The organism is Litoribaculum gwangyangense (assembly GCF_039543505.1).
In the GTDB taxonomy this organism is placed as follows: domain Bacteria; phylum Bacteroidota; class Bacteroidia; order Flavobacteriales; family Flavobacteriaceae; genus Litoribaculum; species Litoribaculum gwangyangense.
Map to the genome: position 1 here is coordinate 992,354 of NZ_BAABJW010000001.1, position 22,946 is coordinate 1,015,299.

At 32.7% G+C, this 22,946-nt stretch carries 22 protein-coding genes and 1 tRNA gene; 13 read left to right on the forward strand and 10 right to left on the reverse strand.

Features of this window, described 5'->3' with window-relative positions; translation table 11 throughout:
• Nucleotides 1-3: 3 nt before the first annotated feature.
• The 3 genes from ABD963_RS04435 to ABD963_RS04445 all read right to left on the reverse strand — a co-directional run bounded on the left by ABD963_RS04435 (nt 4) and on the right by ABD963_RS04445 (nt 2,767).
• Nucleotides 4-744: an SGNH/GDSL hydrolase family protein gene (locus ABD963_RS04435; protein WP_345275732.1), complete on the reverse strand. Its 741-nt coding sequence runs from the start codon at nt 742-744 to the stop codon at nt 4-6.
• Nucleotides 745-830: 86 nt separating this feature from the next.
• Nucleotides 831-2,009, reverse strand: coding sequence for an acyl-CoA dehydrogenase family protein (locus tag ABD963_RS04440; RefSeq protein WP_345275733.1), 1,179 nt, complete (start codon nt 2,007-2,009; stop codon nt 831-833).
• 98 nt (nt 2,010-2,107) lie between these two features.
• On the reverse strand, nt 2,108-2,767 hold the full coding sequence (locus ABD963_RS04445; RefSeq protein ID WP_345275734.1) for a tRNA1(Val) (adenine(37)-N6)-methyltransferase: 660 nt from the start codon (nt 2,765-2,767) through the stop codon (nt 2,108-2,110).
• 235 nt (nt 2,768-3,002) lie between these two features.
• On the opposite strand from ABD963_RS04445, the gene ABD963_RS04450 reads away from it, so the two are divergent.
• Nucleotides 3,003-3,470: a DUF2383 domain-containing protein gene (locus ABD963_RS04450; RefSeq protein ID WP_345275735.1), complete on the forward strand. Its 468-nt coding sequence runs from the start codon at nt 3,003-3,005 to the stop codon at nt 3,468-3,470.
• Between the two features lie 16 nt (nt 3,471-3,486).
• On the opposite strand, the gene rimM is transcribed toward ABD963_RS04450, so the two are convergent.
• The 3 genes from rimM to ABD963_RS04465 form a co-directional block, all read right to left on the reverse strand.
• Entirely contained in the window at nt 3,487-4,011 is a 525-nt protein-coding gene (rimM, locus tag ABD963_RS04455) for a ribosome maturation factor RimM (protein WP_345275736.1), read from the reverse strand.
• A 63-nt stretch (nt 4,012-4,074) separates the two neighbouring features.
• Nucleotides 4,075-4,605 (reverse strand): 30S ribosomal protein S16, encoded by a 531-nt coding sequence (locus ABD963_RS04460; RefSeq protein WP_345275737.1) that lies wholly within the window; start codon nt 4,603-4,605, stop codon nt 4,075-4,077.
• A 96-nt stretch (nt 4,606-4,701) separates the two neighbouring features.
• Nucleotides 4,702-5,694, reverse strand: a complete 993-nt coding sequence (locus tag ABD963_RS04465; protein WP_345275738.1) for a lactonase family protein — start codon at nt 5,692-5,694, stop codon at nt 4,702-4,704.
• Between the two features lie 344 nt (nt 5,695-6,038).
• Between ABD963_RS04465 and ABD963_RS04470 the strand changes: the two genes are divergently transcribed.
• The 11 genes from ABD963_RS04470 (at nt 6,039) to ABD963_RS04520 (ending at nt 18,744) form a co-directional block, all read left to right on the forward strand.
• Nucleotides 6,039-6,503 carry a ferritin-like domain-containing protein gene (locus tag ABD963_RS04470; RefSeq protein ID WP_345275739.1) on the forward strand — a complete coding sequence of 155 codons (465 nt, stop codon included), beginning with the start codon at nt 6,039-6,041 and terminating at the stop codon, nt 6,501-6,503.
• Nucleotides 6,504-6,659: 156 nt separating this feature from the next.
• Nucleotides 6,660-11,048 (forward strand): DNA polymerase III subunit alpha, encoded by a 4,389-nt coding sequence (gene dnaE, locus ABD963_RS04475; protein ID WP_345275740.1) that lies wholly within the window; start codon nt 6,660-6,662, stop codon nt 11,046-11,048.
• Nucleotides 11,049-11,058: 10 nt separating this feature from the next.
• Nucleotides 11,059-12,207 carry a serine hydrolase domain-containing protein gene (locus ABD963_RS04480; RefSeq protein WP_345275741.1) on the forward strand — a complete coding sequence of 383 codons (1,149 nt, stop codon included), beginning with the start codon at nt 11,059-11,061 and terminating at the stop codon, nt 12,205-12,207.
• Between the two features lie 147 nt (nt 12,208-12,354).
• Nucleotides 12,355-12,672 (forward strand): thioredoxin, encoded by a 318-nt coding sequence (gene trxA, locus ABD963_RS04485; protein ID WP_345275742.1) that lies wholly within the window; start codon nt 12,355-12,357, stop codon nt 12,670-12,672.
• Between the two features lie 79 nt (nt 12,673-12,751).
• Entirely contained in the window at nt 12,752-13,297 is a 546-nt protein-coding gene (locus ABD963_RS04490; RefSeq protein ID WP_345275743.1) for a ClpP family protease, read from the forward strand.
• A 10-nt stretch (nt 13,298-13,307) separates the two neighbouring features.
• The gene (locus tag ABD963_RS04495; RefSeq protein WP_345275744.1) at nt 13,308-14,237 is read left to right on the forward strand and encodes a DUF58 domain-containing protein; all 930 of its coding nucleotides are present in this window, start codon (nt 13,308-13,310) and stop codon (nt 14,235-14,237) included.
• Nucleotides 14,238-14,318: 81 nt separating this feature from the next.
• A tRNA-Asp gene (locus ABD963_RS04500) sits at nt 14,319-14,395 on the forward strand.
• A 230-nt stretch (nt 14,396-14,625) separates the two neighbouring features.
• The gene (locus tag ABD963_RS04505; RefSeq protein WP_345275745.1) at nt 14,626-15,633 is read left to right on the forward strand and encodes a LacI family DNA-binding transcriptional regulator; all 1,008 of its coding nucleotides are present in this window, start codon (nt 14,626-14,628) and stop codon (nt 15,631-15,633) included.
• Between the two features lie 344 nt (nt 15,634-15,977).
• The gene (locus tag ABD963_RS04510) at nt 15,978-16,124 is read left to right on the forward strand and encodes a hypothetical protein (RefSeq protein WP_345275746.1); all 147 of its coding nucleotides are present in this window, start codon (nt 15,978-15,980) and stop codon (nt 16,122-16,124) included.
• Between the two features lie 106 nt (nt 16,125-16,230).
• Nucleotides 16,231-18,063: a tetratricopeptide repeat-containing sensor histidine kinase gene (locus ABD963_RS04515; protein WP_345275747.1), complete on the forward strand. Its 1,833-nt coding sequence runs from the start codon at nt 16,231-16,233 to the stop codon at nt 18,061-18,063.
• 9 nt (nt 18,064-18,072) lie between these two features.
• Complete coding sequence (locus ABD963_RS04520; RefSeq protein ID WP_345275748.1) at nt 18,073-18,744, forward strand: response regulator; 672 nt, start codon at nt 18,073-18,075, stop codon at nt 18,742-18,744.
• A gap of 265 nt (nt 18,745-19,009) precedes the next feature.
• Here the strand turns inward: ABD963_RS04520 and ABD963_RS04525 are convergent, their stop codons facing one another.
• Nucleotides 19,010-19,510, reverse strand: coding sequence for a DUF456 domain-containing protein (locus tag ABD963_RS04525; protein ID WP_345275749.1), 501 nt, complete (start codon nt 19,508-19,510; stop codon nt 19,010-19,012).
• Between the two features lie 106 nt (nt 19,511-19,616).
• Here ABD963_RS04525 and ABD963_RS04530 point away from each other — a divergent pair, with 106 nt between their 5' ends.
• Nucleotides 19,617-20,093, forward strand: coding sequence for an energy transducer TonB (locus ABD963_RS04530; protein ID WP_345275750.1), 477 nt, complete (start codon nt 19,617-19,619; stop codon nt 20,091-20,093).
• Nucleotides 20,094-20,099: 6 nt separating this feature from the next.
• Here ABD963_RS04530 and ABD963_RS04535 read toward each other — a convergent pair whose 3' ends face one another.
• Genes ABD963_RS04535 through ABD963_RS04545 form a run of 3 tightly spaced genes read right to left on the reverse strand, consistent with a single transcriptional unit; the run spans nt 20,100 to nt 22,937 of the window.
• Nucleotides 20,100-20,834 (reverse strand): Bax inhibitor-1/YccA family protein, encoded by a 735-nt coding sequence (locus tag ABD963_RS04535; protein ID WP_345275751.1) that lies wholly within the window; start codon nt 20,832-20,834, stop codon nt 20,100-20,102.
• A 19-nt stretch (nt 20,835-20,853) separates the two neighbouring features.
• On the reverse strand, nt 20,854-21,966 hold the full coding sequence (locus ABD963_RS04540; RefSeq protein ID WP_345275752.1) for a glycosyltransferase: 1,113 nt from the start codon (nt 21,964-21,966) through the stop codon (nt 20,854-20,856).
• A 5-nt stretch (nt 21,967-21,971) separates the two neighbouring features.
• Nucleotides 21,972-22,937 (reverse strand): lysylphosphatidylglycerol synthase domain-containing protein, encoded by a 966-nt coding sequence (locus ABD963_RS04545; RefSeq protein ID WP_345275753.1) that lies wholly within the window; start codon nt 22,935-22,937, stop codon nt 21,972-21,974.
• Nucleotides 22,938-22,946 lie beyond the last annotated feature (9 nt).

Consider the following 22,946-nt stretch of genomic DNA (forward strand, 5'->3'; position numbering starts at 1 on the left):
AAATTATTTTTTTAGTTTTTCTATAGCAAAAGGAAGTATGCGTTCAACAAATTTACTGTACGCTAATTTTGAAGGATGTAAACCATCTGATGCAACTAAATTGGTATTGTCCAACCCCATTCTAGTAATATCGGTTATGTTTACAAAGGTTATATTGTTTCCTAAACAATAATTTTCTGCATAGGAGTTATATTTATCTATCTCACTTGATATATTTGTGTCGCCTCTACCAAAGGGTGTGAACGCATAATCTGGAATAGAAACAACAATAATATTATTTTTGAGTCGCTTTGCTTTTGCAATAGCCATATTTACAAGTTGAGGAAATTCACTTTCATAAATCGAAAAAGATTTTCCTTGATATTGATTATTTACGCCGATTAGAAGAGTTACTAAATCATATTCATCTATTAAATTTTCATCCTTTATGGCATTAATAAGATTGGTGGTTGTCCATCCTGTTCGAGCAATAACTTTTAGATCGAAATTTTTACTGTTTTCGAAATTTAAAATTAAGCTGTCTTTTAATTGTTCAGGAAACCTGCAAGTTCCGCAAACGCTCGCCCCAATGGTGTAGCTATCACCTAGTGATAATATTTTAATAGTGTTATTAGGCTCGGAATTTTGTTCTTCTTGCTCTTGATTTTCTACTATTCGATTTTCAACTTCTGAGGGGGCTTCTTCTTTGCTGCAATTGAAACTTAAACTTGTTGACACTATTAATATGAAAACAATCTTTTTCATTAATTTTTCTGTAAATATTTGAATTTCAAGACTTACAATTTAAAAAATAGCCTGTTCTAAAAAAGAATCAATATTTAATTTTAAGGCTATTTAAAGGCATTCAATCCTGTAATATCCAATCCTGTAATGAGCAAATGAATATCATGGGTACCTTCATAAGTGATCACACTTTCTAAGTTCATGGAATGACGCATGATACTGTATTCACCCGTTATTCCCATTCCTCCCAATATTTGTCTTGCTTCTCTAGCTATATTAATAGCCATGTCAACATTGTTACGCTTAGCCATCGATATTTGTGCTGAAGTTGCAGTTCCATTTTCACGCATAACTCCCAATCGCCAAGCTAAAAGTTGGGCTTTGGTAATTTCTGTAATCATTTCGGCTAATTTCTTTTGTTGTAATTGAAACTGCCCTATAGGTTTTCCAAATTGCATGCGTTCCTTACTGTAGCGCAAAGCGATATCATAACAATCCATGGCAGCGCCAATGGCACCCCAAGCAATTCCATAACGAGCAGAATCTAAACATCCAAGGGGTGCTCCTAATCCTGATTTGTTTGGCAGTAAATTTTCCTTAGGAACTTTTACATTATCAAAAATAAGTTCGCCGGTAGCCGATGCCCTCAATGACCATTTATTGTGAGTTTCAGGAGTCGAAAATCCTTGCATTCCACGTTCTACTATTAAACCGTGTATGCGTCCTTCTTCATTTTTTGCCCAAACTACAGCCACTTGTGCAAAAGGCGCATTACTTATCCACATTTTAGCGCCATTTAATAAATAATGGTCGCCTTTATCTTTAAAATTCGTAACCATATCGCCAGGATTACTACCATGGTCTGGTTCGGTTAGCCCGAAGCACCCCATCCATTCGCCACTTGCTAATTTTGGTAAATATTTTTGGCGTTGTGCCTCGTTGCCGTACTTCCAAATGGGATACATCACTAAAGACGATTGTACTGAAGCAGTACTTCGTACTCCAGAATCGCCTCGTTCAATTTCTTGCATGATTAAGCCATAACTAATTTGATCTAATCCAGCTCCGCCATATTCCATAGGGATGTAGGGTCCAAAAGCACCTATATCCGCCAACCCATTTATAATTTGTTTTGGGAATTCCGCTCTTTGGGCAAAATCCTCAATAATTGGTGAAACTTCTCGTTTTACCCAGTCGCGAGCCGCATTTCGTACTAATTTATGCTCTTCAGTAAGTAGTTCGTCTAGGTTGTAATAATCTGGTGCTTCAAATAAATCAGGCTTCATAAAATTTAATTTTATTCAGTGTGGGTGTAAATTTATTGAAAATAATAAACTAATTATGTGTGTTTTTGAGAATTTAATATTTATTAAAAAGAATACGCTTACATTTTCAAATAATAATCTTTAGTTAAGATAATATAATCTTCGGTGTATAGATGGCGGTTAGTTTCAATAATTAATTCGCTAATTTCCAAATCGCTTTTATGGAAAGAAAACTCGATAAGACTTCTTTTTATTTCTGAGGTTGGGTTGCCTTTAACGTTTAATATACGATTTGGAAAAAGATTGTTTTTGGAGGCTAAATGCGTGAATTCCTTTTCTTCTTTAAACGGTACAATAACAGAAAAAACGCCGTTATTCGATAGTAATTTAGAAACGCTTTTCAGTAAGTAATCAAAAGGCATAGCGTCTTGAAAACGGGCTAAATTACGCTTGTTGTTTGGGGTTTTGTAATCTTCTGTATAAAATGGTGGATTACAAATAATTAAATCATATCTATCTTCCATATCATTAACAAATTCTTCTAGAGAGGCATGATAGCAAAATAGTCTATCTGCCCAAATAGATTCTTCAAAATTCTCGACACATTGTTCGTAAGCATAATCATCAATTTCAATGGCATCTATTATTTCTGCGTCACTTCGTTGCGCCATAATAAGCGATAAAACGCCTGTGCCAGCACCAATATCTAATATGGAAAACGGGTGGGTTTTTAAAGACGTCCAAGCCCCAAGCAATACACCATCGGTACCAATTTTCATGGCACAATTACTTTGATTAATTGTAAATTTTTTAAATTTAAAAGGCTTTTCAATCATTTCTTGGCATAAATTAAGGGTTTTTAATATAGATCTTTTTGTTTATTGTATTTTTTTTAATAGATTAGCTATTATTTTGTAATAAATTTAAGATACAAATTTGTAAAACATGCTTTTTATCTAAAAATTTTTACATTTTATCAAATTTTTTAAATTTCAAATCTTAACCAACTTAACCATGAAAAAGCCTAAAAAATCTATTGATTATCTTAACGAGCTTCTAATTCTAAACTTTGAATCGGAAAAAATATTTTTGCACGCACTATCAAAAGTAAATAATGTGGTCTTAAAAAATTTCTTCAGAGTTTTTGGCTATGAGAGAAACCAAATAATTAAGTCGCTAGATTCTTTAATAAGACAAAAGGGAGCTATACCTTCATACCCAGAAGATTCTTTTGTGTCTAATCATAAATTGAATGCAAGCATAAAGGAGATTATTTCGTCTAAAAACGAGCAACTACTATTGACTGAAATCGGAAGGTTAAAGTTAGCTAATATTGAAAAATATCAAAAGACTCTAAATAGTTACGAATTTTCTGAAGAAATTGAAACGTCTCTTAAACAGCAGAAAGACACTTTAGTAAAATCCTTGTATGCTATTGAAGTTCATAAAGATTTTTTTGCTAAAAACGTGGTGTCACACTAGGTAATTTTTTGATATTTTAAAGATATAAATCAATCAACCCTTCTGGTGTTTCAACTAAAATAGTTTTGGTTTTTCTATCTACCTTTACTATGAACTCATCATTCATTGGGATTAAAATTTGCTTTCCATCTTTTTCAACTTCAAAAAGTGCTTGAGCAGTAGTATCGTTAATAGCTACTATTTTTCCAACGGCCCCATAGTTTTTATCCTTCATGGTAAATCCTACAACTTCATGAAAATAAAATTTGTTGCCTTCTAGTTTTGGCAAAAATTCTAATGGTAAATACACGTCGCTTTTAATTAAGGCGTCCGCATCAGCTTCTTCGTTTACATCTTCAAATTGCACGCGTAGCAAATTGGATTTATGAAGTTGAGAACTTTCTATAAAAAATGGAATTAATGAACCTCTTACTTCAAGAAACATAGCATCTAAATTCTCATAAATTTCCGGTTCGTCAGTATCTAATTTTATAAGCAATTCACCTTTAAAACTGTATTTTTTTACAATTTTACCTAAGTAAAAGCAATCTTCTTTTTTCATTTTTTTAAAATAAAAAACTCCGATAATTATTATCGGAGTTCAAAAGTACAAAAATTACTGTTTTTATTCTTCTTCTTTTACTTGAGGAGCGTCTTCAGTTGCAGCTTCAATCGTTTCTTCAACTTCTTCAGCTGCTTCCTCTACTACCGGGGCAGCGGCAGCAATACGTGCTTCATTAGCAGCTTTTTCAGCTTCTAATGCTGCAGCTTTAGCTTTAGCTTCGGCTTTAGATAAACCATCGGTTTTAGCTTGAATTTTAGCCGCTTTTTCTTCTAACCAAGCTGTGAATTTTGCTTCTGCTTGCTCTTCTGTTAAAGCACCCTTTCTAACACCACCTACTAAATGATTTTTCAATAAGGCTCCTTTGTAAGATAAAATAGCTTTTGCTGTATCGGTTGGTTGAGCACCATTTTGTAACCATTTTACAGCACCATCAATGTTTAATTCAACAGTTGCTGGGTTTGTGTTCGGATTGTAAGCTCCTAATTTTTCAAGGTATTTACCATCTCTTTTTGCTCGTGCATCTGCTGCTACGATCCAATAATAAGGTTTCCCTTTTTTACCGTGTCTTTGTAATCTAATTTTTACTGGCATAATAATTAATTAATTGAGGTTCACGACCTCGGTTATTAATAAGGGTGCAAATATACTATAATTTTTTTATTATCAAGCCTTTATTTATGATGAAATCTAGAAAAGTAAGCAAACAGGATTTGGAACTTTAATATCATATAAAAAAGACAGTTTCCCTGAAGAAGTATCAATATTAAAAATACTTATGTTGCTACTCTTTTTATTGGCAACCAAAAGAAATTTACCCGTTGGGTCTAATGTAAAGTTACGTGGCCAATCGCCATGAACTGGCATATTTTGAATTTTTTCCAAAACACCTGTTTCGATATCTCTTTTAAAAACAGCTATGGAATTTTCACCTCTATTTGAGCCATATAAAAAACGCTCATCATTGCTTAAATGAATATCGGCGCAAGCATTATTGCCCTTGTAATCGGTTGAAAGTGTCGAGAAATGATTTATAAGTTCAAACTTATTTCCTACTTTTTTTGAGGCGGTAACAGTACTGGCATATTCATTAATAACGTAAATAAATTTGCCATCTTTGGTTAATGTGAAATGCCTTGGACCAGCATTTTCTGTCATTTTTATTATAGATGAATCTTTTAATTTGTAGTTGTTATTACCTCCTTTTTCATACAAATACATGGCATTTCTACCTAAATCAGCCACAAAAAGTTCATTATTTATAAACTGTGCAGAATGTGCATGTGATTTTTGTTCAGGCGTATTATGATTAAAAACTTGAGAAGCTTGATTCAGACTTCCATCTTCATTAATGTCATATAACGCCATATTACCACCAACATAATTTGACACAACCGCTTTGTTTCCTTTTTGATTTATAGAAATATGACATGGTGCGCCACCAAAACTTTTTACTGTATTTATAAATTTCAACATACCGTTATCTTCGATTTTAAAAGAAGAAACAGTTGAATTGCCTTCATCCGTAGCATACAAATATTTTTTATTAGGAGAATACGCTATAAATGAAGGATTTTCTATCGTAGCAACTAATCTTAAATCGCTTAGTTCCCCAGTATCGGTATCAAACTGCAATTGGTAAATGCCTTCGCTTTGACCGTTTGTATAAGTTCCTACGTACATAGGCAGAGTTTTTTCTTTACAACTTAAAATGAGAATTGTGACCAGCAATAAAAAATGTAATTTCATAATAATATATTGGTTATCAAAAATACACTAAAATAATATGTTAGACAATAAATGTTAAATACTCTTAATGATATCATAAAAACGTTAAAACCCTTGTTTTTACTGTATGTTTCTGTTATATTGAATATGCAGATGTGAAACAATATACATCTTTAAACAAATTATTGAAATCGACATGGTTAAACAAATTATTTATTTGTGTTTAATGATTTATTTAACCCTCAAAAGTCGCATATGACTTCTGAAAATCAATTAAAACAAACACATGAAATTTAAAAATGAAAATGAATATTATGAAGTACAGTGAAAAAATTTCAAACAAATTAAATGAATTATTAATTAAAAATTATGATGCCGAAAAAGGGTATTTGAAAGCTATCGATACTATAGATAACGACAGGTTAAAAATGTTCTTTAAAAGAAGAGCTTCCGAAAGAAGTGAATTCGCAAAAGAATTAAGAACAGAAATTTTGCGTTATGGTGAATTACCGGAAAACGCAGGTAGTTTTAAAGGAATCATGCACAGAAATTGGATGAGCTTAAAATCGTTATTCAGTTCAAATAATGAAGAGGCTATCTTAGAAGAAGCCATTCGTGGGGAAGAAGCAAGTCTGGAAGAATACAATGAAATCTTAAAAGACAAAACTTTACCACCAACCATCGATTCGTTATTAACTAAGCAAAAAAATGCGATTCAAGCATCTATTAATACCGAAAAAGTACACGAAGAATTAGTATCATAAACATTAATTTAGGTTAAGATAAGCGCAACCCAGCGGGTTGCGTTTTTTTGTTTACAACTGTTTATAACTTCACTTTAAAAAAGTATTATTTCTATGTATTTTTATAGGCTCATTAGAAAAATCAACAACTAACAAATCAACACCTAAACATACAGAATGTACTTAATTTTCGATACCGAAACTACAGGATTACCAAAGCATTGGGATGCTCCAATCACAGATACCGATAATTGGCCTAGGTGTATTCAAATTGCATGGCAATTGCATGATGCTATGGGTAATTGTATCGAACATCAAGATTATTTGGTGCAACCAGATGGTTTTAATATTCCCTTTGATGCTGAAAAAGTACATGGTATTTCAACCGAATTGGCTCAAGAACAGGGCATTCCATTATTAGAGGTTTTAGAAAAGTTTAATGAAGCCTTAAGCAAAACCAAATTTGTGGTTGGGCAAAACGTAAAGTTCGATTTGAATATCATGGGTGCCGAATTTGTACGTGCGGATGTTGCGAATCCTTTACAAGAACTCCCAGTTTTAGATACCTGTACGGAGCATACTGCAGAATTATGCCAAATTCCTGGTGGGCGCTACGGCAAGTTTAAATTACCAACATTAACCGAACTGCACGAATATTTATTTAACGAACCTTTTGCTGAAGCCCACAACGCCACCGCCGATGTGGAGGCAACCACCCGATGTTTTTTTGAGTTAGTTCGACTGGAAGAATACACCAAAGAGCAGTTGGACGTACAACCCGATTATTTTCAATACTTCAAGGAGGCTAATCCACGGGAAGTTCAACTCATTGGGTTAAAGCACATCAACCTTAAGAAAGAAAGTGCTAAAATAAAGGAGCGCCTTAAAAAATCTGAAACCAAACAAATTTCTTCTGATGAGATAAAACAAAACATTTCAGAATTAGAAGAGGTTGATTTTGTGCATCTTCACAATCATTCGCAATTTTCGGTGTTGCAATCTACCATAAGTGTTACCGATTTGGTTTCAGCGGCTGCCGATTATAAAATGCCAGCTGTGGCCTTAACAGACCATGCGAACATGATGGGAGCTTTTCATTTTGTAAGAGCCATAAGTAATCACAACAAAACGGTTAAAGCTAAAAACGAGGTAGCTAATGAAAATGGCGAAAAGCCCTTAGCGAAAGAAATAAAACCCATTTTGGGTTGCGAATTTTTTGTTTGCGAAGATCATACCGATAAGACCAGAAAAGACAATGGCTACCAAGTGGTTTTTCTTGCTAAAAACAAAAATGGTTATCATAATTTGGCAAAATTATCGTCGCATGCTTTTGTAGATGGATTTTATTATTTGCCAAGAATTGATAAAAATTTGATTCAACAATATAAAGAAAATTTGATCGTACTCACCGGAAATTTATATGGAGAAGTACCAAGCAAGGTTCTAAATGTTGGTGAAAATCAGGCAGAAGAAGCGTTGCTGTGGTGGAAAGAGCAGTTTGGAGACGATTTGTATATAGAAATCATGCGTCACAAACAAGAAGATGAAAACCGTGTCAATAGCGTTTTAGTTGACTTTTCTAAAAAACATGATGTTAAATTAGTAGCTACCAACAACACCTATTATTGCAAAAAAGAAGACGCCAATGCGCATGATATTTTACTCTGTGTCAAAGATGGTGAAAAGCAGGCAACGCCTATAGGTCGCGGTCGTGGCTATCGTTACGGTTTGCCAAATCAAGAATATTATTTTAAATCGGGAGAAGAAATGAAAGCCCTATTTAAGGATATTCCTGAGGCGATTAGTAATATTCAAGAAGTGGTTGATAAAGTGGAACCTTATGAATTGGCTAGAGAAGTGTTACTTCCAGCGTTTAATATACCCGATGAATTTAAAAATGAAGAAGATGTTATTGATGGTGGCAAACGAGGAGAAAATGCTTATTTAAAACATCTAACTTATCAAGGAGCCAAAAAGCGATATGGCGAAGAAATAAGTGAAGAAATAAAAGAACGCATCGATTTTGAGCTTAGTGTAATAGAAAACACGGGTTATCCGGGGTACTTTTTAATTGTTGAGGATTTTATTCGTGAAGCCAGAAACATGGATGTCTCTGTTGGCCCAGGTCGTGGTTCTGCTGCAGGATCGGTAGTGGCGTATTGCTTATGGATTACCAACATAGACCCCCTTAAATACGATTTACTTTTTGAGCGTTTCTTAAATCCTGATCGTATCAGTATGCCCGATATCGATATTGATTTTGATGATGAAGGTCGAAGTAAAGTAATGGAATACGTAATCAATAAATACGGGAGTAATCAGGTGGCACAAATCATTACCTACGGAACCATGGCTGCAAAATCATCGATAAGAGATACGGCTCGCGTACTCGATTTACCCCTTTTTGATGCGGATAGAATAGCGAAACTGATTCCAACCATGTCTAAACTCAATAAAATATTCGCAATACCTGAAAAGGAATTGGCAAGCAAGTTTAGAGCTGAGGATTTGGAAAAAGTGAATCAGTTATTAAACATTTCTGAAGGTGATGATTTAGAAGCTGAAACGGTAAACACTGCCAGAATGTTGGAAGGATCTGTGAGGAATACTGGGATTCATGCCTGTGGTGTCATCATCACGCCAGACGATATTACCAAATTTGTTCCTGTTGCCACTGCTAAAGATTCCGATTTATATGTCACCCAATTTGACAACTCGGTGGTAGAGGAAGCTGGACTTCTTAAAATGGATTTTCTGGGTTTAAAAACACTCACTTTAATTAAAGATACCGTTAAAATTGTAAAGGCAAAACACGGGATTTTACTTGATCCTGATAATTTTCCTTTAGATGATGAAAAAACCTATGAGTTATTCCAAAGGGGCGAAACGGTTGGAGTATTCCAATACGAATCTCCTGGAATGCAAAAACACCTTAAAGATTTAAAACCTACGGTTTTTGAAGATTTGATTGCTATGAATGCCTTGTATCGTCCCGGACCTATGGAATACATTCCTAGTTTCGTTAGAAGAAAACACGGCGATGAAGCCATTGATTATGATCTACCTGCAATGGAAGAATACCTTAAAGAAACTTATGGTATCACGGTATATCAAGAGCAGGTAATGTTGTTGTCGCAAAAACTCGCTGGATTTACTAAGGGAGAAGCCGACGTACTCAGAAAAGCTATGGGTAAAAAGCAAATTGCGGTATTGGATAAAATGAAGCCCAAGTTTATTGAGCAAGCCAGTGCGAATGGCCATGACGCCAAAATTCTTGAAAAAGTTTGGAAAGATTGGGAGGCTTTTGCTAGTTATGCATTCAACAAATCCCACTCCACCTGTTATGCCTGGATAGCCTACCAAACAGCGTATTTAAAAGCACATTATCCTGCGGAATATATGGCGGCCGTACTATCCAACAACATGAATGATATCAAGCAGGTAACTTTCTTTATGGAAGAGTGTAAACGCATGAAATTACAAGTTCTAGGACCTGATGTTAACGAATCGTATTACAAATTCTCGGTAAATAAAGATGGTGCAGTTCGTTTTGGAATGGGTGCTATTAAAGGGGTAGGCCATGGTGCGGTAGTGACCATTGTTGAAAACCGAAAAAAAGATGGCCATTATAAATCCATTTTTGATCTGGCTAAGCGTATTGATTTGAGAGCAGCCAATAAAAAAGCCTTTGAAAATTTAGCTTTGGCAGGAGGGTTTGATGGTTTGGGAAATACCCATCGAGCACAATATTTCCATGATGATGGTGATGGTATTACCTTTTTGGAAAAAGCTATTAAATATGGAGCAAAACACCAGGAAAATGAAAATTCAGCTCAAGTAAGTTTGTTTGGTGATGCCAGCGATGTGCAAATAGCAGAACCCCAAGTGCCACCTTGTGAGGAGTGGGGAACCATGGAGAAACTTGGAAAGGAACGTGAAGTTGTAGGTATTTATATCTCAGGGCATCCGTTGGATGATTTTAAAACCGAAATGAAAACCTTTTGCAATGCTACACTTGCTATGTTTAACAATTTAGAACCTTATGTGAATAGGGAATTAGTTTTTGGTGGTGTGGTTACCGATGTGCAGCATCGTGTAAGTAAGCAAGGTAAAGGTTGGGCGCTATTTACGGTCGAGGATTATACAGATAGTTTTGAATTTAGAATTTTTGGTGAAGAGTATTTAAAATTTAGACATTTTTTAATGAAGAACAATTTTGTGTTTGTTAAGACTTTTGTTCGTGAAGGTTGGACTAACAAGGACACAGGAAATAAAAGTGATCCAAGGTTGCAATTCAACAACTTCCAGCTATTACATGATGTTATGGAAAATTACGCCAAAAAATTATCCATTCAAGTAGACATTCATGATTTGAATGAGCATAAAATAATCGCTTTAAAAGAACTTCTTCATATGCATCCAGGTAATCAATCGCTCAATTTTTTGGTGTATGATAATCAGGACAAAATTAAATTAACGATGTCTAGTAGAAAACAAAAGGTTAAGGTTTGCCAAGAGTTATTAAATGAATTGGAAGCTCAAGATATGATGTATAAGTTGAATTAATTTATATTATATGATAAATTCAAAAATTGCACTTAATCTTTTTACGGTATTGATATGTTTTATTTTAACTTTTAGTTGTAAAAACCATAATAAGACTTTTAAGAATCAAAACAATGCTATTGATTTTCAACCTATTTTAGATTCCATTTACAATAGTAATAAAGATTGTGTTGGTTTAATGGTGCATGTAGAATCTCCTGAAAAAAAAATATCTTGGACTGGTGCTATCGGGGTGGCAGATACAGTGACTAAAATAGCCCTGCAAAAAGATAATCCTATCTTAATTGCTAGCAATACCAAAACCTATATTGCCGCAGCAATATTGCGATTGGTTGAGGATAATAAGATAACACTCAACGATGCCGTTGCTACATTAATTTCACAAAAATCCCGAGAGGTTTTGGAAAAAGAGGGTTATAATCTTGAAGAAATTAAACTAAAACATTTGCTTTCGCATACCAGTGGCATTTTTGATTATGCTGGTTCAGGTGAATTTTTTGATTTCATTGAAAATAAACCAAATTACAGATGGACTCGAGATGAACAAATAAAACTGGCTACATCTGCAGGAGAACCCTTAGGGGAAGTTGGTATGGTGTTTTCGTATTCTGACACCAATTACTTACTACTATCAGAAATCATAGAAACCATTACTCAAAAGCATTTTTTCATTGCTTTACGGGAATTGTTAAGTTTTGAGAAACTAAATTTAAATACGACGTGGTTTTCAAGTTTAGAAGATTATCCAAACCATACGAAACCACTGGCACATCAATACTCAAGTTCCGAAAGAATTAACAGCTACAGCTTAGATCATTCCTTTGATTTATATGGTGGTGGCGGTTTAGCCGCCACCACAAAAGACTTGGCTATGTTTTTGCACTATCTTTTTTCAAATAAAATTTTTGATAACCCAGAAACAATCAAATTAATGTATGGTGAAATGGTTCCAGAAAAAGCTCAAGAAAACAATTATTTCTTTGGTTTGTCTTACACTGAATTTGATGGAACAGGAGGGTTGGGACACAATGGGTATTGGGGTTCAGCAGTAAACTATGTCCCTAATTTAAAAACTACCATAGCGGTTGCTGTTTTAGAGCGAGATCAACAATCTTTATTATTAGATTTAAATAGATCAATATTGGAAAAGCTAAAATAATGTTCTTAAGCGATTAATATTTCAGCATATAGGGTGTTACAATACCATTATAAGCAAAACAAATTAAGACATTGTAAGCTTTCGAGTTTTTTTTGACTAATTTTGTAGTATTAAAATGATTTAAGAACATATAAAAATATAAATATTATGGCATTAGAAATTACAGATGCGATGTTTGAGGAAACGGTTTTAAAAAGTGAAAAACCAGTTTTAGTAGATTTTTGGGCAGCTTGGTGTGGACCATGTAGAATGGTTGGTCCAATCATTGAGGAAATTAGTAGTGAATATGATGGTAAAGCTGTAGTTGGTAAAGTAGATGTAGATGCGAATCAAGAATTTGCTGCTAAATATGGTGTACGCAACATACCTACTGTTTTAGTTTTTCAAAATGGAGAAGTTGTTGGTAGACAGGTAGGAGTTGCTCCAAAAAAAGCATATACAGATGCGATTGATTCGCTATTATAAATAAATATTAAAAAGAAACTAAAAAGGTTTCCCATTATGGGAAACCTTTTTTTATTTTAGATGAAAATTAAAATAAATTATGAGTAAACCAATAAAAGTACAGGATGCTATTGATAGCAAATTAATTGAAGAACGCAAAGTGTTTTTGTGGGGGCAGGTAGATGATAAATCCGCAAAACACGTAATAGATAGATTATTGTATTTAGATGCTTTGGAAACCAAGGATATTCATTTATACATTAACAGTCCTGGTGGTTATGTAACCTCTGGTTTTGCCATGTACGATTGTATTAAATCCTTAAAAAGTGATGTGTCAACCATTTGCACAGGATTAGCGGCGAGTATGGGGTCTATCCTACTTTCAGCTGGCACTAAGGGAAAACGATTTATACAACCTCATGCACGTGTTATGATACATCAACCAAGTGGTGGCGCACGTGGACAAGCTAGTGATATTGAAATTACAGCACAGGAAATTATAAAAACTAAAGAACTAAGTGCTCAAATTTTGGCAGATAATTGTGGGCAATCTTATGAAAAAGTCATGAAAGATTTTAACCGCGATCACTGGATGGGAGCTGAAGAATCCGTTACTTATGGTATTGTTGATGGTATTATAAAATAGTCCCATATTAATGAATTTACAAAACGAACTTAATAAAGCTGAAGGTTTTAAAAACCTAGAATTACTTGCCAAGCAAGTAGTTGAAGGATTTATAGCTGGCATGCATAAAAGTCCGTTTCATGGGTTTTCAGCTGAATTTGCGGAACATAAAATTTATAATCAAGGTGAAAGCACACGTCATATAGATTGGAAGCTATTTGCCAAAACCGATAAGTTATATACCAAAAGATATGATGATGAAACCAATTTGCGTTGTCATATTATCATAGATAACAGTAGCTCCATGCATTATCCTAAAATGGATACGTTTTCTATTAATCATTTAAATAAAATTGGGTTTTCGGTATTAGCTTCAGCGGCTTTAATGCAAATTTTAAAAAGACAGCGAGACGCCGTTGGATTGAGCATTTATAGTGATGAATACGATTATTATGCTCCTGAAAAGGGTAGTGAACGCCATCACCAAATGTTACTTAATCATTTAAGTGAAGCCGTTGTTTCCAAATCTTTAAACAGGCAAACCGAAACTTATAAGTATTTGCATGAAATAGCCGAAAAAATTCATAGACGCTCTATGATTTTTTTATTTACCGATATGTTTCAAACTTCAGAAGATGAAACCAAACTTTTTGAAGCATTGCGGCATTTGAAGTACAATAAGCACGAAGTTATATTGTTTCATGTTTTTGATAAAGAAAAGGAGTTAATGTTCGATTTTAACAATAAGCCAAAACGTTTTGTTGATGTTGAAACAGGGGAGTATATTAATTTATATGCCGATTCGATAAGGGAGAACTACAGTAAAGCTGTAGATGCTTATTTTAATGCGCTACGATTAAAATGTGCCCAATACAAAATAAAATATGTAGAGGCCGATATTAATAAGAATTTTAACAACCTACTAACCATATATATGATAGAACGTCAAAAGTTTGTTTAGTTAAAAATTTATACAAAAAACACAAAAAAACATTTGAGATATAAAAAAAGGCGTGTATATTTGCAACCGCAATAAAGCAACGGTCTGGTAGTTCAGTTGGTTAGAATGTCGCCCTGTCACGGCGAAGGTCGCGGGTTCGAGTCCCGTCCAGACCGCCAAATTGTTAAAAGCTCTAAGAGATTAGGGCTTTTTTTGGCAAGTAAAAGAAGTTGTGTTGTTTGGTAAACACCCAGTGTTTATCAAAGGTTTAAGTAGTTAAACCAATGGAAAGCTTTCCTTTTTTCTTTATAGAAGATTGGGATGCTTTTTTGTTTTAAGGTTATTTTAATCTCTTGATTTTGCTTCATCTATTTTTGTAAATTGCGATTTATAAATTTATTTTTCTAATATGGTTACCTTAAAACAGCTAGCTAAAGAATTAAATGTATCTATTTCAACAGTTTCAAAAGCATTGAATAATAGTGAAGAAATTGGCGAAGAAACAGTGAAAAGGGTTAAAGAGCTGGCAGAACTATATAATTACAAACCTAACAAGGTAGCCTTAAGTTTAAAAAATAATAAAACAAAAACTATCGGTGTTATCATACCAAACATTCTAAATAGGTTTTTGGCCAAAGTGCTTTTTGGTATTGAACGTGAAGCGACAAAACACGGGTATAATATTATTACTTGCATATCTAATGAGTCTTTGGAAAAGGAAAAAGAGAGTTTACACTTGTTGGCCAATGGAAGTGTGGACGGTTTTATTTTATGTGTAGCAGAAGAAACTCAAATTAATAATGAAATAGAACATTTTAAAAAAACTATAAGTAATGGATTGCCCATAGTGATGTTCGATAGAGTTGCTCACGATGTTATGTGTGATAAAGTAATTGTTGACGATTTTGACGCTACCTATAATGCGACCAGAAGTTTAATCTTAGAAAAGCGAAAACAAATAGCCTTCATAAGTAATATTGACGATTTAAGTGTTGGTAAACTTAGAGAACGCGGGTATAATAAAGCTGTTTTGGAGAGCGAACACTTTAAACCTCTCGTTTTAAAAATTAAAAAGAAGGATGACCATCAAAAAAAGATAAAGTCTTTCTTTAAAAAGAATAAAATTATAGATGGTGTTATAGCTGCAGACAGTTCATCAGGAATTATTTCCTTAAATACGGCTATAAATTTGGGCTTAAAAGTACCCAAGGATATCTCTGTTATAGCTTTTGCAAGTAAATCAGATTCTTACCATACTTTACCTAAACTAACAACTATTAGGCAACACGCTAAAATAATTGGAGCAAATGCGACGCAATTATTGATTAATAGAATTCAGAACATAGATAAAACAGATGATGTGAAGACTATAATTGTGAAGACGAGTTTGGTAAAAAATAAATCTACAATCCATTAAAGGAAGCAAAATTCACTTATAAATTACATTTTATCGGTAAAAAGTAACATTTCATCGAATTTTTAGTAAAATGATGAAACTATGACATACTTTAGTTGTCTCTTATTGGGCGCCAATTATTTCCCTAAGTTCAATAAAGAAAATTAATCCATTTAGTGACTCCAGAGTCACAATTCCCTCAAAGTAAAAAAATATAGTAATCGTAGTGCATATTTTTATGTATTCGATTTTAAGTTAATTATCCATTTTTTCCCTCAACCGAGATATTTTTTATCAAACATCTTAGTTCATTATTTTATCAAACAATAGAGAAAAACTGTATAACCCTAAAATCGAAAATTAATATGAAAACTTTAAAAATTACTTTAATCTTAGCACTTATTTTTGCATCCATAACCTCATGTACAAAACAAGATTTAAATGAAGATGATTTATTGGTTTCACCAGAAGTTGAAGCTGCACCTTTTACAGGTGGTCAAGGACAAGACTAAATAAAAAAATTGAACTTACATTAAAGCCTTGAAATACCTCAAGGCTTTTTTTATTGAATAAAATTGGAAAATTATAAATACATTTGAGTTTAAATAGAACTCAGTATTGAAATATTTAGGACTTTTAGTTTATATCATTGTTGGATTTGGTTATGGAAATGCTCAAATAGATGACCGTTTAGAAAAGATCGATTCCATTAAATCATATTTATCAAATTATAAAACTCTCGATTCTATTTCAATTGCCCAAGAACACTACAAAATTGGCGAGTTGTATAGGAATTCGCTTTTAAGTGATAGTGCTTATGTTTATTTTCAAAAAGCAGAGAAAGTTTTTAGAAAATATAATCTCAAATTGGAAATAGCCATGACGCTCTACGGAATAGCTGTTTGCCAAACCTACGACAAAGATTATACAGGTAGCGAATCTACATCCATAGAGGCAATTACACTACTTGAAAGTTTAAAAGGGAATCATAATGTTAACCGTTACAAAGCTTACATATACAATAATTTAGGCATTGTTTTTAATGAATTGGAGCAATTTGATGAGTCAATAAAATATCATAAAATATCACTTGATTTGAAAAGAGAATTGGATGGCGATTTCCTCAGAAGTATAGGTTTGTCAAAAAATAATATAGCTTTTGCATACAAAAATTCAGGAAAGTATGACTTAGCCTTAGAGATATATGAGGATATTTTTGAAAATAAAGAATTGATTAATAATTACCCTAGTGTTTACGTATTGGCCTTGGGTAACTATGCCAATACTCTATATCTCTCCAAAAATTTTGAACAATTACCTGCCCTATACCATAAAGCCCTAAAAATTTGCGATAGTATTGATGATGAATATAACTCCATAATAATCCATCAGCATTTAGCAGAATATTACAATGATATAGACAAAAAAGATTCGGCAAAATATTATGCCTACCAAGCAAAAGAGCTTTCGGAGGCTTACAATAATGACGATTTACTAAAATCATTATTGCTTCTTTCAAAAATAGAAACCGGAGATAAGGCTTCTAATTACCTAAAAGAGTACATTATGCTAAGTGATAGTTTGCAAAAAAGCGAACGGTTAAAGCGTGATAAATTTGCTAGGATTAGATACGAAACGAATAAAATCGAACAAGAAAATATACAAATAGCTAAAGAGCGTAAATGGCTTTTGTTTACTTCCATAATAGTAATAATAGCTTCCTTTTTATTATATGTGGTAATTTATCAAAGAAATAGGAACAAAGAACTGCAATTCATTCAAAAACAACAGGAAACGAATGAGGAAATTTATAACTTAATGCTATCTCAAAACGAAAGTATTGAAGAGGCTAGAGCACTTGAAAAGAAGCGTATCTCAGAGGAATTACATGATGGTGTTTTAGGAAGGCTATTCGGAACGCGTTTAAGTTTAGATAGTTTAAACATGAATAATACTGCCGAAGCTATTAAAACTAGAAGCCAGTATATTGATGAGCTAAAGACCATAGAACAAGACATACGTAAGGTTTCACATGATTTAAATACCGATTTTGTATCTGGCTCTGGTTTTATAGACATCATAAAAACCTTAGTGGAAACTCAAACATTAGCCTATAATTTAACTTATAATTTACAGCATGATGATACCATAGTTTGGGAAGAAGTTTCTAATAAAACAAAAATTCATATCTATAGAATTATTCAAGAAACCTTGAATAATATATATAAACATGCCAACGCAACTAATGTGAAAATTAGTTTTAAATTAAAAAATAACGTAATTTGCTTAAACATGACAGATAATGGTTCTGGATTTGATGTCAACAAGGCCAAATCAGGGATAGGACTAAAAAACATGAACTCCAGGATTAATGAAATTAAAGGAGCTATTAAAATAACTTCTCAAAAAGATATAGGAACCACAGTAACTATAGAGGCACCTATATCATAGTGCTAAATTATGACCGAGAGACTAAAAATATTAATGATTGACGATCATCCCATGATTATCGAGGGATATCAAAACACATTACAATTCACAAAAAAAGATAACCAAGAATTAAAAATCGACATTGCTAATAATTGTGATGAGGCTATTAAATATATAGATAAAGCGGTACAAGAAACCCCTTATGATGTCCTGTTTGTAGATATTAGTTTGCCACCCTCATCCGATGGGATGATGAATTCTGGTGAAGATTTGGCAGAATATGCACGTAAAGTGTTACCCAAGGCTAAAATTATTATTTTAACCATGTTTAATGAATCTTTCAGAATTCATAATATCATAAAAACTATCGACCCAGAGGGTTTTTTAATAAAAAGTGATTTAACTTCAAGTGAACTGGCTAGTGCTTTTCAAGCAGTGCTAAATAATCCGCCATTTTATAGTGGCACTGTAAATAGTCACATAAGAAAAACAATTACTAGTGATATCGTTATCGATGACAAAAACAGGAAAATTCTTCATCTCTTGTCACAAGGAGTGAAAACCAAAAACCTTGCATCGCATTTAGATATGTCGTTAAGTGCTGTTGAGAAAAGAAAAAAGCAGCTTAGGGAGATTTTTGAAGTGGAAGATGGACAAGATGAAACGTTGCTAAAAAAAGCCAGAAAAAAAGGTTTTGTATAAGTAAATTTTTACAATTTTATTGTTATTTAAAAAAAATTAAAAAAAAATTGATTTTTTTTTAAGCTTGAAACCTTTATTATACTTGTATCTTATCACATACCCGTAAAAGGTTTACGGGTTTCCCGCAGCTTGAAGTGAAATCTTATAATTATGTTTGTTACATCAACACTTCAAAATTAATTAATCCCTCAATTTTTTTGTTGATAATAGCAATTTACAAAAAGCCCTGTGGAGGTGAGAGACCCACAGGGCTTCTTCATTATTATCATTGAAATATGGTGTTTTTATAATCCCAGACCATCCCAATAAAGAGCCCTAAATAAATGACAGCAACAACAAATTTTATAAAAGTGGAAGTTAAAAATCCTATAAAGGATCCAAATGCTGCCTTGGTTGCAGTTTTAGTATCGCTTTGATTGATTACTTCTCCTATAAAGGCTCCAAGAAAAGGACCCATAATTATGCCACCAGGTATTGGAGCCACTAAACCGATAATTAATCCTATAGAAGTTCCTATCATGCCATATCTACTTCCTCCAAAACGCTTAGTGCCAATAGCAGGGATGATATAATCTAAAAACCAAATAAATACGGCAATCATAAGTGTGATAACTAAAAAGGATTTATTCATTGGAATGGCTTCTGTTAAATGAAGTAATAAAAGACCAAACCAACTTGTTAGAGGACCAGGTAAGATTGGTAAAAAGCTACCTAAAATGCCTAAAAGCATCACTAGGCCAGCTATAATAATTAAAATGATATCCATAAAGATGTTTTATTTATTCTATTCTGAGACGGAAAATCATGTCAATTGTTACAAATAGGTGTATCTTAAAGAATAAAATTGTATTTTTCAGTTTTAGTTATTATCCATGAAGCTATTCTGTGTTTTTATATGTGTTTTTATACTTACCTCCTGCAAGTATTTTAATGTAAAAAAAACATCTTCTGAAGCTATTTTAAAAGAAGAATTGCAAACCTTTAATTGGAATGATGTTGATGAGTACCCAAGTTTTTCAGTATGTGACTCTTTATCTTTAAAAGAAGACAGAAAAGGATGTTTTCAAGCGGTTTTAACCATACATATTTGGGAGTTTTTAAAGAGAGAGAATTTAGTAGTAACGAAAGACATTCATGATACCATATTGCTTGAGTTTCAAGTAGACAAATCTGGAAATCTACTTTTAATAGATGCTGAGATAGATTCTTTAACGGTTCAAGAAATCCCTAATATAAAAAGTTTACTGAACGAAAGTTTAGATTCCTTACCTGAAGTATTTCCTGCCATTAAGAGGGGACAACAGGTCACTACTAAGTTTGAATTGCCTATAATTATAAATGTAAATTAGGTATAATTAAAATTTTATAGCCAAACTTCGCATCAATCTTAAAATTTCGGCATATAACCAAACTAGGGTTACCAAAAGCCCCCAAGTTGCAAGCCACTCTTTGTATTTGGGAGATTTGTTTTTGTGGCGTTCTATGTAATCAAAATCAAGCAGTAATGATAAGGCAGCAAAAATGGCGGCCACTATATTAAATATTATTGCTGGCCATGTAGTTCCCCATATAAAAAATTTAACACCAAAAAAACCTAAAATCCATGAAATTATATAAATCACAAAAATACTGGCAGCAACAGTAATAATAATGCTTCTAAGTTTTTTAGTAACCACTATAATTCGAGTTTGGTATAATAATAACACTACCAAAAAAGTAATAACGGTTAAACCAATAGCTTGGTAAGGCAAATTAGGGTAATGTGCATGCGCAAAAACGCTCATACTTCCTAGAAAAAAGCCTTTAGCAATCGCATACAGTGGCACCAAAATATGAGCCCAATGTTGACGAACAGAAATCAGGATACTAATTGTTATAGCAGTAATCATGCCGCCTATACCAAACCATTTAATGTCAAAACCTGTTGTATACAGTTTCCAGATCCCTATTGAAATTATTATAATGATAGCTATTGAAAATATCGATTTAAAAAAAATACCCGTTGTCGACATGGTTTTTGGACTAGTCTTGTCACCACCAAAAAAGTAGTTAGTGAAAGCTGGGTTTGATGTTCTATTTAAAAAATTCATAAGTATAAATCTAATTAAATTATTTTTTGAATGGTCTTCCTTTCCAATGGTAACCAGAAAATAAAGACTTAAAAGCTACATAAACGCTAAAAAATGGATACACAAAAAAGCCGGTGACAAAGTTTACTAAAACATTTTTTAGATTAAAAAAGGTGGCCGATTTATAAATCAAAAAGAAATCAATATTTAACTTAATAATTAAAATAAATAACCATATTTTGATATTGAAAACACCTATAATTGAAAGTAATAAACCAATAATTAGTATAGCGTTCTTAAGCAGGACGATTAATCCTGTAAGTTTTCCAAACCAATTATTATAAGCACTGGTTTTTGCAGCCCAACGAATGCGTTGGGATATGAGTTCATTCCAAGTTGGTTGAGGTTTTGTTGAGACAATAGCATGTTCACATTTTAAATAGTGAAGCTGTTTAGGGTAAGTTTTCAAAACTCTTTCAAGTAGAAAAATATCATCACCACTAGCGATATTAGTATTGCCTTCAAACCCATTCAATTTGTTGAATACATCTTTCTTGTAAACAAAATTAGCACCGTTGCATAAAAATGGTTTTTTGATACCAAAACCACCCATGGTCGTTCCTTGTAAACTCAGCATATCCAGTAACTGAAACCGATTTAAAAAGCTATTTTGATTAGTTAGAATAACAGGTGCTACCACACAAACGACATCTTTAATTTGAATAAACTCATCAAAACTATCGAGCCAATATTTTGGTAAAACACAATCAGCATCAGTAGTTACAATCCATTCGTTTTTTGCATATTTTATGGTGTTGGAAATGGCATCCTTTTTCGGGGAATGGGTTTCTCTTTTATTGGGAATAGTTATAACATCAACACCACTTTTTATAATGATTTCCAAAGAGTTATCATCAGATTCATCATCCACTAAAAACACTTCAAAAAGTTGTTTAGGGTAGTTTAAATTTTTAATGGATTCTAGTAAGCTAGGTAAATTTTCGGCTTCATTTCTAAAAGGAATAATAACAGAAAACTTAGTTTTAGGTTGAATATCACTCAACTTAAAAAGATGCACTTTATCAAAACCAAAAACAAAACTTCCAATTAAAAACAAGTACAAAACAGTTATGATGATGCTAATTAAAATCATGTCTATCAATTATTTTTAGGTAGTTTAAAATTAAGTACATAATAACTACCAAATATACTTGGTACCACAAAATTTAAAAGCCACATGATGGTAATGATACTTAAAATGGTGAGTTCGTTTACACCAAGAAACGAAAACAGATAAACGGCCACACTTCCTTTAATAACCACATCAAAAATAAAAATAGAGGGTAAAATGGAAGCCATTAGATACATAGAAGTTATTGCCTTAAGTGCATTTATATAGGACATATCAATTTTAAAAAGGGTCATCAAAAAATAAAATTGAAATGAAAAAATGGTATAACGTATGCATGATAATATAAAACCCAAAACCAATTTATTTTTTGGGTATTTATAAAAAAAACGTTTGATTTTTTTTAATGCAAACCCTCTAATAGTATCATTGCTTTTTAATATGCCAAAACCTAGTAAAAGTAGTACTGCAAAAATGATCATTAAAAATTTGGCAAGTTTGTAATAATTAATATTTAAGTTGTTTTCAGAGATAAAAAAACTAAAACCAATGATGCCAATTAAAACAGTAACGCTCATTTGTAGAACATTGCTTATTAAGTTAATAAGCATGATAGGCTTTCTATAATTAGATTTAAAATAAATTGCTTTGGCACCGTATTCTCCAATTCTATTGGGTGTAAATAAGGAAGCAGTTAAAGCTCCTAAGCTTTGTTCTAGCGATTTTTTAAAGTTTATTTTTTTAATATAACTCACTAAGTTTTGCCATTTTAAAATCTCGAAAAACCAATTTAAAATGCTTAAAAACACTAAAAAAAGGATACTTTTTATTGAAAAAGATTCATTTTTTGATAAAATATCGATGAAAACTGAAAATTTCAATTCATTATTATTTGCCAATTTTTGATAAATAAAATAAAATGCGCCAACTAGAATGCCCAATTTAATGAGCACAAAAAAGAATTGTTTAGTTTTGTATGGCAACGAATAGGTCATATCGAATAC

Excerpts from the sequence above, each read along its gene's own strand:
- ABD963_RS04435 (WP_345275732.1), bottom strand. The coding sequence starts at position 744 with ATGAAAAAGATTGTTTTCATATTAATAGTGTCAACAAGTTTAAGTTTC.
- ABD963_RS04440 (WP_345275733.1), bottom strand. The coding sequence starts at position 2,009 with ATGAAGCCTGATTTATTTGAAGCACCAGATTATTACAACCTAGACGAA.
- ABD963_RS04445 (WP_345275734.1), bottom strand. The coding sequence starts at position 2,767 with ATGAAAATTGGTACCGATGGTGTATTGCTTGGGGCTTGGACGTCTTTA.
- ABD963_RS04450 (WP_345275735.1), top strand. The coding sequence starts at position 3,003 with ATGAAAAAGCCTAAAAAATCTATTGATTATCTTAACGAGCTTCTAATT.
- rimM (WP_345275736.1), bottom strand. The coding sequence starts at position 4,011 with ATGAAAAAAGAAGATTGCTTTTACTTAGGTAAAATTGTAAAAAAATAC.
- ABD963_RS04460 (WP_345275737.1), bottom strand. The coding sequence starts at position 4,605 with ATGCCAGTAAAAATTAGATTACAAAGACACGGTAAAAAAGGGAAACCT.
- ABD963_RS04465 (WP_345275738.1), bottom strand. The coding sequence starts at position 5,694 with ATGTACGTAGGAACTTATACAAACGGTCAAAGCGAAGGCATTTACCAA.
- ABD963_RS04470 (WP_345275739.1), top strand. The coding sequence starts at position 6,039 with ATGAAAATGAATATTATGAAGTACAGTGAAAAAATTTCAAACAAATTA.
- dnaE (WP_345275740.1), top strand. The coding sequence starts at position 6,660 with ATGTACTTAATTTTCGATACCGAAACTACAGGATTACCAAAGCATTGG.
- ABD963_RS04480 (WP_345275741.1), top strand. The coding sequence starts at position 11,059 with ATGATAAATTCAAAAATTGCACTTAATCTTTTTACGGTATTGATATGT.
- trxA (WP_345275742.1), top strand. The coding sequence starts at position 12,355 with ATGGCATTAGAAATTACAGATGCGATGTTTGAGGAAACGGTTTTAAAA.
- ABD963_RS04490 (WP_345275743.1), top strand. The coding sequence starts at position 12,752 with ATGAGTAAACCAATAAAAGTACAGGATGCTATTGATAGCAAATTAATT.
- ABD963_RS04495 (WP_345275744.1), top strand. The coding sequence starts at position 13,308 with ATGAATTTACAAAACGAACTTAATAAAGCTGAAGGTTTTAAAAACCTA.
- ABD963_RS04505 (WP_345275745.1), top strand. The coding sequence starts at position 14,626 with ATGGTTACCTTAAAACAGCTAGCTAAAGAATTAAATGTATCTATTTCA.
- ABD963_RS04510 (WP_345275746.1), top strand. The coding sequence starts at position 15,978 with ATGAAAACTTTAAAAATTACTTTAATCTTAGCACTTATTTTTGCATCC.
- ABD963_RS04520 (WP_345275748.1), top strand. The coding sequence starts at position 18,073 with ATGACCGAGAGACTAAAAATATTAATGATTGACGATCATCCCATGATT.
- ABD963_RS04525 (WP_345275749.1), bottom strand. The coding sequence starts at position 19,510 with ATGGATATCATTTTAATTATTATAGCTGGCCTAGTGATGCTTTTAGGC.
- ABD963_RS04530 (WP_345275750.1), top strand. The coding sequence starts at position 19,617 with ATGAAGCTATTCTGTGTTTTTATATGTGTTTTTATACTTACCTCCTGC.
- ABD963_RS04535 (WP_345275751.1), bottom strand. The coding sequence starts at position 20,834 with ATGAATTTTTTAAATAGAACATCAAACCCAGCTTTCACTAACTACTTT.
- ABD963_RS04540 (WP_345275752.1), bottom strand. The coding sequence starts at position 21,966 with ATGATTTTAATTAGCATCATCATAACTGTTTTGTACTTGTTTTTAATT.
- ABD963_RS04545 (WP_345275753.1), bottom strand. The coding sequence starts at position 22,937 with ATGACCTATTCGTTGCCATACAAAACTAAACAATTCTTTTTTGTGCTC.